Genomic DNA, 14,811 nt, shown 5'->3' on the forward strand with positions numbered 1-14,811 from the left:
GCAACACTCTCGGATACTAGACGACCTCGAATGTCGCTGGCTACACGAAAAACAGCGTCACGTGCAAAAATAACCAACTAAAACCCCGCAAGGAGCGCTCGAACCGATACAACCTCAGGCAACAGACTGAGACACCGCGTGCCGACGAGTGCCGGCAGCCGCAGCCTCTCGGCGGACGCCAAAAAAAACTTCCCACCGCCGTTGCGATGGAAAGTCCGGTACTTGTGCGACCGCGACTGAGGTGTCGGCTATAGCTTGTCTAAAACCATTACAAGCAGAACCACAGGAAGGTAAATCAGCGTGGCGAACATCACCCGCCGCGCCGTGGTTTTCGCTAACACCAGAGCGATCGTGTACGCGAACAGGACACCGCCTAACGGTAGCGCGATGAACAAATAGATACGTCCCGCAAAATCCATCCAGGTCGGCAGCATCCCGAAGAGCATCAGCGTCGCCGCCGCCACCAGCATCAGAAGGCTGGCGGGATTTCCCCAGGTTCGGTCGCGCGGCAGCAGAGAGAGGCCTGCGCGCGCATAATCCTCTTGATAAAGCCGCGCGATCGAGAGCGAATGGGGTAGCTGCCACAGCACCATGATTCCGAACAGCACGAAGGGCTCCGGCGCGAGCGAGCCGCGCGCCGCGGCCCATCCGATAACAGGAGGAAGCGCGCCCGGTACTGCTCCGATCGCATGACACAGCCATGAATAGCGTTTCATCGGCGTGTACGCAGCAAGATACAGGACCGTGACCGCGCTGGTGACGCTCGCCGCGAGCGGATTCACCGCGCCCCACAGATAAGCAATTCCGATGGCCGTAGTAATTGCGCCGAACAGCAACGCTTCGACCGGAGTGATTCGTCCCGACGGCACCGGACGCTCGCGCGTGCGGCGCATGATCGCGTCGGTATCGCGCTCGACGTACTGATTCAGCGCGAGCGTGCCGCCCGCCGCCAGCGTCACGCCCGCGAGCATTTTGAGCGCGACGAGTGAATCGAAGCCGGCCCCGCTCGCCATGTAGAAGCCCGCGAGCGCCGCGATCAGCACCATCGCGAGCACGCGCGGCTTGGCCAATTCATAGTAGGCCACGATCCGCCCGCGCGCGAAGGTCAGGCGATTTTCAACTGCCAGAGTATTTGAGGTCATGCCTGCGCCTGACGTTGGATTGGGTCATCGCGGAACTCGCGCACTCTAGCGCGCGCGCGGCCCGTGACGGAAGCGCCCCCGCCGCAAACTCGCAAAGTGAGCAGCAGACTCGTCGCCAACACCGCGGCGCCGACAGCAACGTGCACCGTCGTCGGCAGCACCGCGCGCCCGCTCCAGACGGTCAGCGCACCCAACATGATCTGCGCGACGAGCAACATCAGCAGTGCGAGCGCCGGACGTCGCCGCCACGCGTCGTCGCGGTAGAATCGCCTCACGCTAACCACCGTCCACAGCACGATCACCGTCACCACGACGGCGCCGCAGCGATGGGCGAAGTTGATTATCACGAAACCGGAATCGAGTGGCGGCACGAGTCGGCCATAAGACAGCGGGAAGTCCGGAATCGCCAGCCCCGCGCCCAGATGGCGCATCACGGCGCCGACGAGAATCTGGAGATAGATCACAACTGTCGTTGCGGCCGCCAGCCGTCGCAGCGACGACGGCGCGGCCCGCGCCGGCATCGCCCTCCAGCGCGCATTCGTCATCGCGGCGAGGGTAACCATCACGCAGAAAAAGGCCTGCGCCGTCGCCGCGTGCGCCACCGCGATCGCCAGCGGCAATTCCAGCAGCACCGTGATGCCGCCCAATACTGCCTGCACGATGATCAGGGCAAAGGCCGCGAGCGCGAGCATCCGCACCCAGCGCCGCGGCTCGACGCGCCAGCTCCACACCGCCAGGATCAGGGTCAGCAGTGATACGGTCGCCGCGGCCACGCGATGGCCGTACTCGAAACGGACGCCGCCCACGAGTTGCGGAATCAGGTGGCCGAAAGCCAACGGCCAATCCGGCACTGCCAGCGCGGAACCGGTCGAAGTCACCAGGCCGCCGACAAAAATGAGACACCAAGTCGCGATTACGCACGCTATCGCATAGCGATGCAGCGTTGCAGGAGGCTGCCGCTCGGGCATCATATCAACATCTGCGAGCCCGGTTGGATGGCCGTTTGGAGCCTCCGGGCCCTGCTGACAATCAATTTGCGTAGCACTTATACACAGATTCTTCGGTGTGTTATCCACAGCTGTGCAGAACTCACCGTGGAGTCCCGGCGCGCTCATCATAGTCGAGCGGCAGATGAAATCGAACACCTGCATAGCGCGTTGCGCGTCAGCTTCCGCCGTTTGGCCGCACGCGCGATTTTGACTACAACTCGAAACGCCGTACACGGCGGAGGACTACATCAGGATGGCGATCGCAGCCGCGACACTGGCTCAGGCGTTCGAGCTTCAGGCGCAGACCCACGGCGAGCGGACTCTGCTTAAGCACAAAGTTCAGGGCCAATGGCGCGACCACTCGTGGAACGACGTTACCGACCGCGCGATGCGCTTGCGGGCGGGACTCGCGCGGCTCGGCCTCAAGCCCGGCGATCGGGTCGCCATCCTGTCGGAAAACTCGCCTGAATGGGTGATTGTCGATCAGGCCCTGCTCGGCCTCGGCGCTGTCGTGGTCCCGCTCTACACCACCAGTGGCGCAGAGGAGACCCGCCATGTGATTACCGATTCTGGTGCGCGGCTCGTCGCAGTGAACGGCGACCATCTGATTGAAAAGCTGCGCGACGTGGGCGTCCCGCCGGCCGTCGAAGCCCTGGTCGCAATGCACCCGTCAGCCGTGACGCGCGACGGCGGCCGCCTTCCCCTGCTCACGCTGACGCAACTGAGCGACTTCCCGCCGCAGCCGGCGCTCGAGGGGCGCCGCGACGATCTTGCGACGTTCATCTACACCTCGGGCACCACCGGCGCCTCGAAGGGCGTGATGCTCTCCCACGGCAACCTCCTCGCCAACTGCGACTCGAACCTCGACGCGCTCGGGCTCAACGCCACCGACACCGTCCTTTCGTTTCTGCCGGTCGCCCATTCGTTCGAGCGCACCGCAGGCTATTACACCGTCGTCGCCGCCGGCGGCACGATCGCCTACGCTGAAGGACTCGGCCAGATCGCCCAAAACCTCCTCGAGATCGAGCCGACCGTGGTTCTGACCGTGCCGCGCCTGCTCGAGGTCGTTTACAGCCGCGTGATGCGGACGCTCGAGAGTGCGCCTCCCCTGCGTCAGAAGATCTTTCAGACGGCCGTCGCCGTCGGGATCCGCGCCGCCGAGCGGCGTCAGCAAGGCCGCGCGACGCCGCCGTGGACGTCCCTCGCGATGGCGCTGTTCCACCGCCTGGTCTTCAGCAGGATTACCGCGCTCTTCGGCAGCCGACTGCGTTATCTGGTCTCCGGCGGCGCGCCGCTGCCGCTCGAGATCAATCGATTCTTCGCCGCCGCCGGCGTCCCGATCGTCGAGGGCTACGGCCTGACCGAAGCCGCGCCGGTAGTCTCCTGCAATCTTCGCGGCCGCACGCGCATGGGGACGGTGGGCCGCGCGCTCAAAAATGTCGAAGTGCGCACGGCCGCCGATGGCGAATTGCTGGTGCGCGGCGCCAACGTGATGCGCGGATACTACGGCCGCGACGGCGACACCCGCGACGCGCTCGACGCCGAGGGCTGGCTGCACACTGGCGACATCGCGCAGATCGATAACGCCGGCTACATCAAGATTACCGATCGTAAGAAGGAGATTATCGTCCTCTCCGGCGGCAAGAATGTCTCGCCGGCCAACCTCGAGACCAAGCTCGCCGCGGATCCCTATATCGCGCAGGCCTGCGTTATCGGCGATCGGCGCAAGCATCTCGCCGCGCTCCTCGTCCCCGATTTCGACAACCTCGGCGCGCAGCAGCTCAAAACGCTTCAACTCGAGGGACTGTCCGCCGCCGAACTCGCGGGCAGCCCGAAGCTCCGCCGGTTCTTCCAGGAGCGCCTGCGCGAGTTCAACCGGCCGCATTCCGACGTCGAGGCGATCGTCGATTTCGCGCTGATCGCCGCGCCCTTCTCGCAGGAAAATGGCGAGCTGACACCCACCCTCAAGCTGCGCCGCCGCGTCGTCCAGGAACACTATCGATCACTAATCGAAGCGCTCTACGGCGCTTAGCGGCGCAGCCTCGTTCATGCGAGCCGCGCCGCTGACTTGGAATCCTGCCGTAGGGCGGGCGAGTCCACGAGCCGCGGCCTCGATCAAGACTCGCCTGCCCGGACACCATCACAATGCACCTCGCGGACTCGTCCGCTCGTTCCGCTCCGCTCTACCGGTGTGCGGCAACCTGATGTTGGCCACGCGTCGCAGGCTCCGCCGTCCCCTGGCTCCGCTAGTCAGTATTGCGGGATCGTATAAATCGTGAGGTTAGCAGCGTTGTCGTCCACCGCCGCAAAACTGGCGATATTGCTCACCAGATTCGTTGCCATGCCGAACGCGCCACCCTCGATAGGATCCACGGACAATTGCCTGACGAATTTTCCGCCCTTGGTGAACTCGACGATCTCACTCGGCTGAGTCGGATCCGCGTTGATCACGTCGGAGTTGCTGACCAGCAAATCGCCGTTGGGTGCCGCCGCCATCGCGAGTGGACCATGCAGATGCACGGCGTCGCTGTAAGCCACGCTGCCGGTGCCCTCGTCGGTCATCGTGTTGGCGGCGGAGCCTAGCAAAAAGACCTCATTGTCCTCCGTCGAGGCGACCGCGAGGTTATTGTGGACCGCGTCATAAACCAGCCCGGTCGGCCCGACCACCAGCGCCGCCGGATCGCATCGATGAGAGTATCCCGAACCAATCTGCACCTTGGAGGTAATCGTAACGCCCGTGCTCGCGACGCTCAGATCGAAGCGCGCGACGGTGCCGCTGAGCACGTTGGAGACGAAGAGCCGCGCCGTGTTTCCGAGATCTTCAACCGTGGCGTCCCACGGACCGTCGATCAAAGTCGGATCGGTCAAGGTCTGGAGCAGATTGCCATTGGCGTCGAGCACCAGGATCGATCCGGGCATCACCGTTGCACAGGTGCCGTCCGCGGTCGGCACATTCCCGACCAGCACCAGCCCGGCCTTAAGCACGACCAGCGCCGTGCTCAGCCCGAGCGGCGGCGTGCCGCCAAAGAATTGGGTTTTCGGTCCGGTCGGCGGAATTCGCACGATCGTCGTGCCGGTGCCTTGCAAGTTTTGCGAGTTATTGAAATTTGAAACCAGCACATCGCCGGGGTTAACCGAGCCGGTCGGAAACCCGATCGGCACAAACGCGACCCCGTACGGATTCACGTCACCATTAGCCGGAACGGTCGAGACCGTCAGCGGCGGTGTCGGCAAAAACGGGGCGTTGTTCTCCTCCCCCGCTAATGCCGCCGTCGCCACAGATAACACGCAGGCAATAGCCAAACCCTTGTTAATGAAGCCCATAATCTCCTCCTCTGAGAATCGAAAGACACGACCGGCTCAACATAGATTGCCAAGTCGGTGCTTCACAAGCCGGATTCGTTCGACGTGCCATTAGATTCCAATCGCGCCCAGCTCAGTGCGGTTGCCGTAAGACTGTACAAGCGCGCGCATTCATTCTACCTTGCCGTTACGAGGGCCATTCACATGGAGCATAACGCGATGGAAACCGGGCATATCGAGGGACTGTTGAGTTACCTCGACAACAATGGCGAGCGCCCGTTCGTTTATCTCTACGAGCCGCCTTCAGGCGTACCGATGCGTTCGCGCGGCAATATCAAACATACGATGAAGGTCTATGACGGGCGGCAGGTCGCCGATCGCCTGACGCTCGACGGCCAGGGTTTCGCCTTCGTGCATCATGTCAGCAAGGTCGTGAACTTCTATGATCCGGCTGAAGTCGAGCGGGTCTACTATCCTGAAGTCGCGCAGCTGGTTAAGGACGTAACCGGTGCCGTGCGCGTACAGGTCTTCGATCATAACGTGCGCTGCCGTCCGATGGCCAAAGAGGGGATCAACGGCGCGCGCGAGCCAGTCAAATTCGCGCACAACGACTACACGCTCAAATCCGGGCCGCAGCGCGTGCGCGACCTGATGGGTGAGGAGGCCGAAGAGCTACTCAAACATCGGTTCGCCGAGATCAACGTCTGGCGGCCGATTCGCGGTCCCGTCGAGGAGACCCCCCTCGCCGTTTGCGACGCCCAGAGCATGACGCTCAAGGACTTTGTCGCGACCGATCTAAAATATCGCGATCGCACGGGCGAGGTCTATTCGGTCGCCTACAACCCGACCCATCGCTGGTACTACTTTCCGCAGATGAAGCGTGACGAGGCGCTGCTGCTCAAATGCTATGACTCGGCGGAGGATGGGCGCGCGCGCTTCACCGCCCATACCGGCTTCGATGATCCGACCAGTCCGCCCGATGCCGCACCGCGCGAGAGTATCGAAGCGCGGATGCTGCTGTTCTTCGCGGAGTAATCGTCGGCGGGGTTGGTCGCGGCAAGCGAAATCTCTTCGCGAATAAAATTTCTCCAATAACAAAGACGGCCGGTGGGCGATGCCCACCGGCCGTCTTTTGCAGTCTTTCTCTCAGATCGCCGGACTTAAACCCCGACCCCGTGACGCAGCAGCTTGCCGGAAGTCGCGCCCGTGCACTCACCGTCCTTGAAGGTGCTCTCGCCATTGACAATGATCCAGCGATAGCCTTCCGCTTTCTGCACCCGCCGCCACTCGTTGCCCGGCAGGTCATGCACGATCTCGATCGGCTTCACCGCGAGCTTGTCGAAATCATAAACAACCATGTCGGCCGGCGCGCCCTCGCGCAGAAAACCGCGATCCTTGAAGCCCGCGATAAAGGCCGGCAGTGCGCTCAACCGCCAGTGAATGTCCTCGAGTGACAGCCACTCCTTTTCGCGGCAGTACTTCACGATGCCTTCCGTCGGGAAGCGCCCCGCGGTCAGGAACTTCGTATGCGCACCACCGTCGCTCACCCCAAACGGAATCGCCGGGTTGTCGATCAGGTCTTTCATCAGCGTCATGTCCTGATTCACCGCGGGCGCGAAGAACTCGGTCTTGAGGTCTTCCGACGCCGCGATGTCCAGCATCACATCCACCGGATGCTTGCCGGTTTGCGCCGCGGCCTTGCGCAGCGTCAGACCCTCGAGGCTCTTATTCTCGGGCTTGGTGCAATCCGTGATGATGATCTGATCAAAGTAACTCGTGATCAGACTCTCGCGCGGCATCTGCGCCTTCAGCCCCTCGCGACGCCGCGGATCGCCCAACTTCTCCTTGCGCTCCGCCACCGTGCCGGTGGTCGCTTCGCGCCACGCGTCTGAATCGTCAAACAGGTTCCAGTCCTCAAATGTGAAGCTCAACCCGGCGTCAGTCGTGATGCCCTGCCCGTAAACCCGCAGCCCCTTCTGCCGGCAGCGCTCGAGCCACTTCAGCGTGTTCCGATGACGATGCGGAAAACGATCCTGCGTCGCCACCGCCTGGTACATAATCGGCCGCCGGCTGATCTCTGCCAACAGCTCGAAATGCTTCGCGTCTTCCTTCGGATCCCAGCTCACCAGCGTGAGCTCTTGATGACCTTGGCCACGCGCCCCGAGCACCTTCGCCATCTCGATGCAGGTCGCGTCGTGCATGATGTCGGTGTTCATCGGCGAGCCATCGTAATCGCGCTGCACCGACGACGGCCCATCCGGCTTGAGCCGCTGCGCAGACCAGCCGCAGGCCCCGGCGTCCATCGCCTCATTCAGGATACGCCGCATCTCTGCGTGCTCCTGCTCAGTCGGCAGCCGTCCGGTCTTCGACTCCTCGATGCCCATCACGTAGCCCAACACCGGATTCATCGGCACCGACGGCAGCAGGTTGACCCCCTTCGGCAGCTGATCCAGCTTGTCCATGAACTGCGGATAGGTTTCCCAGTCCCACTGCGGCGCCATCGCCGCCTTCATCGAGGCAAATGGGATCGCCTCGGTGCGGACCATCGTCAGCATCGCCCGCTCGACATCCGCCTTGTGCACCGGCGCAAAGCCGAAACCACAATTTCCGATCACCACCGAAGTGATGCCATGCCAGCCCGAGAGCGTCAGGTAGGGATCCCAGAAAATCTGCGCATCGTAATGCGTGTGCAAGTCGATAAAGCCCGGCGCCACGATCAGCCCGTCGGCCTCGATCACCTGCTTTGCTTCGTGCGCCTGAGTTCGGCCGATCTTCGCGACCTTGCCGTCTTTGATCGCGATGTCATCGCGGAAGCGCGGCGCCCGCGTTCCGTCCACGATCATCCCGTTCTTCACCACTAAGTCGAATTCTGGCATATGCAGATCTCCGCGTTTGGTTGGACTTCCTCTGCTGTCTGCTCCCCAGGCGAGACCAGGAAGTCAAGGGTTTCCTTCGGTCACTATTTCTGAACGCCACTTATATGCCCGAGCCTAATCGATCCGCGAAAACTTGGCAACCGGATTCGGCGGGCGTCGACCGCGCTGCGGCCTTGATTCGCAGTCACGATCCAATCCTTTTCGGCGGTTCAGTCCTTTTTCGCGCCAGCCTCGAGCTCGATGGCGCATGGCACGATCACCCGCGCCACCGCATTGTAGAGCGCGACGTTCATCACCAGCTCCATGATGCGCCGGTTGTCGAGAAAATCGCGCAGCGCATCAAAGGTCAGCTCGCTCACGCGGACGTTGCGCGTCGCCTCCTCGGCATAGCGCATCACGGCGCGCTCGTTGGCGTCGAACACGGGCGAGGCCGCGTAATCCGCGAGCTGTTCGAGCTGCTCGCGCCGCACTCCCGCCCGCAACGAAATATTCCAGTGATGCACGAACTCGTATTCCGCCCCAGTCAGCCGCCCGACCGTCATCAACGCCAGCTCCCGCAGCTTCGGATCGAGCGCGGTGCCGTTGCGACACTCATCGGCGAGCGCGACGAAGCGCCGCAACAGCTTCGGCGCGTTGGCGACCGTGCGATGGATATGCATCGGCTCGCTCCCGCGGCTTTTGACAAAGTCGTCCCAGACGCCGCGGTCAGCTTCGGCCAATTCGTTGCGCGTCACGTAAGGCAATCGTCCCATGATGATTCTCCCGACAAAATCGGTTCGTTGATGATCGTTACTCGGACCTCTCGTTACTCGGACTTCTTGCGCAGATAGTGGCTGTGGGCCTTCGCGCGATTCCCGCAGGCCTGCATCGAGCACCAGCGCCGCGTCCCGCTCTTGCTGTCGTCGACAAACAGCCAGAGACACTTCGGGTTGGCGCAGAGGCGGAGGCGAGCGGTCTGGCGTCCGGCCAGCACGTCCGCCGCCGACCATAGCACCGGTGCAAGCAATTCGGCGACGCTCGTCAAATCGCGTTCGATCCGCCAGCCGATGCGGGAACGTTCGGCTGCGAGCACCCGGCGCGCCGGCGCCTCGTCGAGGGCGCGGTTGAGCTGCGCGATCGCGTCGCGGCTGGGCTCGCCCCCTCTGGCCAGCCGCGCGAACGTCGCGTAAAGCGCTTCACGGAGCCCGAGCGCCTGCGCCAGCATCAGGCCCGCCGGCGCGGGCGACTTGCGCGCCCACGCCAGCGCCGCGGCCGCCTGCCGCGTCGTGAGGCATCCTGTGCTGGCCGCCCAATCGATCAACTCTTTGATGTTGTGCAGCGATTCGGCCGTCGCGCTGCCGCGCCAAGCCAGCGTGTTGGCGAAGTCCATGCAGAGCTGCGGGGTGGGTCCGGCGATCACCTCGCCGCGCGCGCCGTTGCCCCCGCCGCGCCCACCGTTCATCCCCTCCGCCACGACATCTTTCATACTAACCATGAGTGTGGTTGACAAGCTCTGTCACTTCAACTATCTAACCGGTTAGGTAGTTAATCGCAATCAATTCCGGTTGCGACAAACCCCGGGCCACCGCGCCCGGGCAGAGCGAGGAGACGACAATGATCGAGCACCTTTCGTTTGGAGTGAAGGATCTGGCGCGGGCCCGGCGCTTTTACGACGCCGCGTTCAAGGCGCTCGGCTACGGCTGCGTCGCCGAGTTTCCCGGCGCCGCCGGCTATGGTCCGGCGGGCGCCGATGCCGGCGGGGCGGGCCTCTGGCTGATGGCGGTCGAGCACCCGGTCGCGGCCGACGAGAAATCCGGCCTGCACCTCTGTCTGGCCGCGCCCAACCGCGCCGCAGTCGACGCCTTCCACGCGGCGGCCGTCGCCAACGGCGGTCGCGACAACGGCCAGCCGGGCCTGCGCAAGGACTACGGTGACAACTACTATGCCGCCTTCGCGATCGATCCCGACGGCTACCGGCTCGAGGCTTACTGCGGCAAGGCCTGAGTCCGCCTGCTTAACTCTCAGCGGGACCGGCCCTCACGGCCGGTCCCGCAACAGAGTCTCTGCACGACGCGTCGCCGCCCCTGCTACCGGGAGTTGGCACACCGCTAATCCGAATGTACGGTGACGCCCTGAGCGCTTAGCACTCGCCCGGCGAATTTTTCTTTTATCTTCGGCCTTTCGCTACGGCACGCCCGTTGCTCAGACCTTCAGCATCCAGCCTCCGCTGGAAAATCTCTGGAGGAAACGCAATGGCAAGTAAAATTCGGAAACTGTTCGCAACCAGTTCAGGTGTAAAAAGAGCGATGGTGAGTGAGCTCGTCCTCCTCATCGCCGGCGCCATGGTCGGCTCGGCCTTCGCCGCACAACCCGGGACTTATGCAGCGGGAGCGCCCGCTGCATCAACACATCTTACGAGTTCGTCGTCGACGCTCAAGATCAGCAAGTTCAGCGTTCTGGGCACTGGCACTGCCGGCGCCGGGTTTCTCGGGACCTGCTTCGGGGAAACCTGCAATGCCTCGGCGGGCGATTGTTTCTGCGAGCAATTTAGCGGAACGACCACGGCACCCATCCTGGGGCGGTCAACCTGGACGGTCGATTTCACGGAAAACGACGACGATACGACCAACACCGGTAACGGCGGCCGTTGTTTCCCGTCTGAAGGCGAATTGACGATCACCAGTGCCAAGGGCGATATCCGCGCGGAGATCTCCGGGCCTGCTTGTCAAAATTTTCTCGGCAACGCCTCCGTGACCTTCGTTTTGCAGTATGGTCAAGCCTTTCAAATCGACCCGGTATTGAGCGACGGCAAAACTCTCGGGCTCAACGGCGGCGGCAGCTTTTCACTGTCGGATAGCGTTAATAGCGCGGGCTTCGTCACAATGACGGCGACCGGCTTCTCCGCGAAATAAGCCCTCGGCGAATTCGCGCAGCGCAAGAAAAAAGGGACCGGTCTGCGCGGGCCGGTTCCTTTAATTTCGCGAATCTACGCGAAGAGCATCTCGGACATGGCGCCGCCTGGCGGCATCATCGGCATCACGAGCTCTTCTTTTGGGATCACAATATCGATCAGCACCGGGCCCGGCGTCGCGAACGCCTCTTTCATCGTCGCCGCGAGGTCCTTGGACTTCTCGATGCGGAAGCCCTTAGCCCCGTAAGCGTCGGCGAGCTTGACGAAGTTTGGCACCGACATCGCCGAATACGAATAGCGCTCGGCGTAAAACCGCTCCTGCCACTGCCGCACCATCCCGAGGTAGTAGTTGTTCAGGATGATGACCTTGATATCGACGTTGTACTGCACCGCGGTGCCGAGCTCCTGGATATTCATCTGGATCGAACCGTCACCCGAGACCACCACGACGTTACGGTCGGGGGCGGCGAACTTCGCGCCGATCCCGGCCGGCAGCCCGTAGCCCATCGTGCCGAGGCCGCCCGAGGTCAGCAGCGAGCGCGGCCGCTCGAACGGGAAGAGCTGCGCGATCCACATCTGATGCTGCCCAACGTCGGTCGCGATGATGCAATCGCCCTTGGTCAGGGTGTGCAGCTCCTCGATCACGTGCATCGGTGAGACCGCCTCGCGCGCACGGTCGTGGCCGTTTTCATAGAGCGGCTTCGCGCGTTTCCATTCGAGAATCTGCTGATGCCACGCCGACCAGGCGGCCTTGCGCCGACCGATACTCTCGCGCGCGCGCACCACCTCGAGCATGTCGATGAGCACCGTTTTGATATCCCCGACGATAGGAATATCGACGCGGACGTTCTTCGAGATCGACGACGGATCGATATCCATGTGGATGATGGTCTTGGCCTTGGGCGCGAAGTCGGCGATGCGCCCGGTGACGCGATCGTCGAAACGCGCGCCCACCGCGATCAGGCAATCGGTGTTGCAGACGGCGTTGTTGGTGCCGTAGGAGCCGTGCATCCCGAGCATCCCGAGGCAGAGCGGGTCGGACGCCGGAAAGGAGCCGAGGCCCATCAGGGTTTCCGTGGTCGGGATGCCGAGGCCGCGCACCAACTGGGCGAGCTCCGGCGCCGCGCCTGACCACTGCACGCCGCCGCCTACGTAGAAGAGCGGTTTTTCGCTCTGCTCGATCGCCTCGATCGCGCGCTCGATCTGGCGCGGATTACCCTTCATGGTCGGCTTGTAACCGCGCCGCTCGACCGGTTCAGTAGGCTCGAACTCACACAGCGCCTGCTGGACATCCTTCGGTACATCGACTACCACCGGGCCGGGACGACCGCTGCCCGCGATATAGAAAGCCTCTTTGACCGCGCGCCCGAGATCCTTAACGTCCTTTACGAGGTAGTTGTGCTTGGTGCAGGGACGCGTGATACCGACGAAGTCCACCTCCTGAAAAGCGTCGTTGCCGATCAGCGCCGTACCGACCTGACCGGAGATCACCACCAGCGGGGTCGAATCCATGTAGGCGTCGGCGATCCCGGTGACGGCATTGGTCGCCCCCGGACCCGACGTTACGATCACCACACCCGGCCGTCCGCTGACGCGCGCATAGCCTTCGGCCATGTGCGTCGCGCCCTGCTCGTGACGTACGAGGACATGACGCAGCTTCGAGTCGAGCAGCGCGTCGTAGGTCGGTAGAATCGCGCCGCCCGGATAGCCGAAAATAACGTCGGCGCCCTCAGCGATGAGGCTTTCGATTATGATCTGGGCGCCGGTCAGTTTTTTCATCGAAGTTCCATTGGCGACGTTGCTTCGCGCACTTTCCGCTTTTTGAAGAGCCTAAGAGGATACACTACGCCGGCGCGCTGTGACAACGCAGCTCTTTCTGAAATTCCGATTAAATCCGCGCAGCCGCGCGGCCGATCTCAGAAGCGCAGGTTGAACCGGATGTCGCCGAAGCGCACCTCGCTGCCGCTCGCGATGCGCGCCGAACCCTGCACCGTCTGGCCGTTGACGTAGCTGCCATTGGTCGAGTTCAGGTCGATCAACTCGAAGGCGCCGTCGCGGCGCACCAGCCGCGCGTGATTGCGCGAGACGCTGGCGTGCGGGATCACGATGTCATTGTCCTCGCCGCGGCCGACCGCGACCTCGGGCTTGAGCAGCGCGTATTCGGCGGGAATCGAGTCGAGCCGATCGACGGTGGTGAGACGGGCTTCGTGCGGCGCCCCCGCCCCGCTGATCGTCACCGGCGTCATCACGCGCGGGGCCGGAGGAGCGGAGGGCCTGGCCGCGGGCGCCGACGGCGTCGCCACCGCGCGCGCCCGCTCCGCTACCTGACGGGCCGCCGCTGCGAGGTTCGGCGCGGGGGCCTTGCTCTGCGCTTCGACGATCGCCTTCAACTCCTCCGCCGAGACCCCGAAGCGCATCCGCGAGAGCGTCACGAGCCCCAGCAGTGCGATCAGCGGGATGACGCCGTTCCACCATGAAAAGGCAACCTGCGCGAACCGCGGCGCGCTCTCGCCCGATGCGCCGTTCCCCGCCACCGGCTCATTGATCGCCGCCCCGCCGATTCCCTTCACCTGGTAAGAAGTGTCGGCGGCGCCGCTCTCGCCGTTGTAGTTAATCCGTAGTTGCACGGCGCGGGTGGTGCCGTCTTCGATTGGCCGCGGCGTCAGGTAGGTAAGCGAGTATTCGGTCGCGATCGAGTGTCCGATCTCGTTGACCAGCTCCGGAAAGCGGCTCTGCTCGGTTACGATATTGTACAGCCGCCCGTGCGTCGCCTGCACGACGTTGGCGTACTCCGGCGCGATGAAGGGCGGCGGCGCGACCGCATACAGGGTCAGGCCGTCTTTCTCATAGAGCGCCGCGACCTTCGCCCCGGTCTGTTCCGTCACGTCCGCGTTCACATCCGGATGATGCTGCTGATAGGCCGTGTCGCCCTCGCGATCGGGGCCGTCGCCGGCGACGTGCGGCGGCGCGTCGGTGATCAGGATCACGATCGCCTGCGCCTCCGGACGGAAGGGCAGCGTCGCCGCATAGGCAAGGCCGTCGAGTTGATCCTCGGGAATGTCGCCGCCACCGCCCGCGTGCAGCGCGCCGACCCAGCCGATGAATTTCTGCACGTCGGTGGTCAGCGCGCTGCGATATTCGCAGTTGCAATCAGGATACTGCGAGATGACGTAGTCCTCGAAGGTCACGAGACCCAGCCGGAAGTCGCGATTGTTGTTCTTCAGCTCCTCGGCGAAATTCGTGATGTTCTGCTTGACCGCGTCGATGTAGGGCTGCATCGACTCGGTCACGTCGAGCACGAAAACGATGTCCACCGGGCGGCCTTGGCCGACACCGTGAAAGTAGAGAATTTTGCCCGGCACTCCGTCCTCAAGCACCTGCACGTTGTCCTTGGTCAGGTTGCCGACCGGCTGCCCGGATTGATCGGTCAGGCCAAAATCCAGCTCGACGCCGCCGTCCGAATCAAAATGCGCGAGGCCCGGATTTCCCACCGTCACCTGAAGGTCACCCGCGGCGCCGTTCGACGCCGCACCACTCAACCACAGCACGATGCCCGCGGCGATCGCGAGCGCTCTCCATCCACGGCGAATTGCAGTCGTCATCCTCCTTCG

General features: G+C 63.4%; 12 protein-coding genes. 4 read left to right on the plus strand and 8 right to left on the minus strand.

The genetic code is table 11. The features are described 5' to 3' along the window. Nucleotides 1-248 precede the first annotated feature (248 nt). Nucleotides 249-1,142, minus strand: a complete 894-nt coding sequence (gene cyoE, locus VKS22_14520; GenBank protein HLW71825.1) for a heme o synthase — start codon at nt 1,140-1,142, stop codon at nt 249-251. Further along, the gene (locus tag VKS22_14525; GenBank protein ID HLW71826.1) at nt 1,139-2,110 is read right to left on the minus strand and encodes a COX15/CtaA family protein; all 972 of its coding nucleotides are present in this window, start codon (nt 2,108-2,110) and stop codon (nt 1,139-1,141) included. The genes cyoE and VKS22_14525 overlap by 4 nt, the downstream gene beginning before the upstream one ends. 274 nt (nt 2,111-2,384) lie before the next feature. On the opposite strand from VKS22_14525, the gene VKS22_14530 reads away from it, so the two are divergent. Continuing rightward, nucleotides 2,385-4,163: a long-chain fatty acid--CoA ligase gene (locus tag VKS22_14530; GenBank protein HLW71827.1), complete on the plus strand. Its 1,779-nt coding sequence runs from the start codon at nt 2,385-2,387 to the stop codon at nt 4,161-4,163. A gap of 218 nt (nt 4,164-4,381) precedes the next feature. Here the strand turns inward: VKS22_14530 and VKS22_14535 are convergent, their stop codons facing one another. Further along, nucleotides 4,382-5,455 carry a hypothetical protein gene (locus VKS22_14535; protein HLW71828.1) on the minus strand — a complete coding sequence of 358 codons (1,074 nt, stop codon included), beginning with the start codon at nt 5,453-5,455 and terminating at the stop codon, nt 4,382-4,384. A gap of 198 nt (nt 5,456-5,653) precedes the next feature. On the opposite strand from VKS22_14535, the gene VKS22_14540 reads away from it, so the two are divergent. Further along, complete coding sequence (locus VKS22_14540) at nt 5,654-6,469, plus strand: CmcJ/NvfI family oxidoreductase (protein HLW71829.1); 816 nt, start codon at nt 5,654-5,656, stop codon at nt 6,467-6,469. Nucleotides 6,470-6,594: 125 nt separating this feature from the next. On the opposite strand, the gene VKS22_14545 is transcribed toward VKS22_14540, so the two are convergent. The 3 genes from VKS22_14545 to VKS22_14555 all read right to left on the minus strand — a co-directional run bounded on the left by VKS22_14545 (nt 6,595) and on the right by VKS22_14555 (nt 9,775). After that, nucleotides 6,595-8,310, minus strand: coding sequence for an amidohydrolase family protein (locus VKS22_14545; GenBank protein ID HLW71830.1), 1,716 nt, complete (start codon nt 8,308-8,310; stop codon nt 6,595-6,597). Nucleotides 8,311-8,519: 209 nt separating this feature from the next. Beyond that, nucleotides 8,520-9,062, minus strand: a complete 543-nt coding sequence (locus tag VKS22_14550) for a carboxymuconolactone decarboxylase family protein (protein ID HLW71831.1) — start codon at nt 9,060-9,062, stop codon at nt 8,520-8,522. 53 nt (nt 9,063-9,115) lie between these two features. Beyond that, nucleotides 9,116-9,775, minus strand: coding sequence for an ABATE domain-containing protein (locus tag VKS22_14555; GenBank protein HLW71832.1), 660 nt, complete (start codon nt 9,773-9,775; stop codon nt 9,116-9,118). Nucleotides 9,776-9,903: 128 nt separating this feature from the next. Here VKS22_14555 and VKS22_14560 point away from each other — a divergent pair, with 128 nt between their 5' ends. Together VKS22_14560 and VKS22_14565 are read left to right on the plus strand one after the other, a co-directional pair. Continuing rightward, on the plus strand, nt 9,904-10,293 hold the full coding sequence (locus VKS22_14560; GenBank protein HLW71833.1) for a VOC family protein: 390 nt from the start codon (nt 9,904-9,906) through the stop codon (nt 10,291-10,293). A 248-nt stretch (nt 10,294-10,541) separates the two neighbouring features. Beyond that, entirely contained in the window at nt 10,542-11,201 is a 660-nt protein-coding gene (locus VKS22_14565; protein HLW71834.1) for a hypothetical protein, read from the plus strand. Nucleotides 11,202-11,275: 74 nt separating this feature from the next. Here VKS22_14565 and ilvB read toward each other — a convergent pair whose 3' ends face one another. After that, a complete protein-coding gene (gene ilvB / locus VKS22_14570) occupies nt 11,276-12,979 on the minus strand; it encodes a biosynthetic-type acetolactate synthase large subunit (GenBank protein HLW71835.1) in 1,704 nt (567 codons plus the stop codon). 137 nt (nt 12,980-13,116) lie between these two features. After that, a complete protein-coding gene (locus VKS22_14575; GenBank protein HLW71836.1) occupies nt 13,117-14,802 on the minus strand; it encodes an FHA domain-containing protein in 1,686 nt (561 codons plus the stop codon). Nucleotides 14,803-14,811: the final 9 nt, after the last annotated feature.

The sequence above is a fragment of the Candidatus Binataceae bacterium genome, from assembly GCA_035308025.1.
Lineage (GTDB): Bacteria > Desulfobacterota > Binatia > Binatales > Binataceae > JAJPHI01.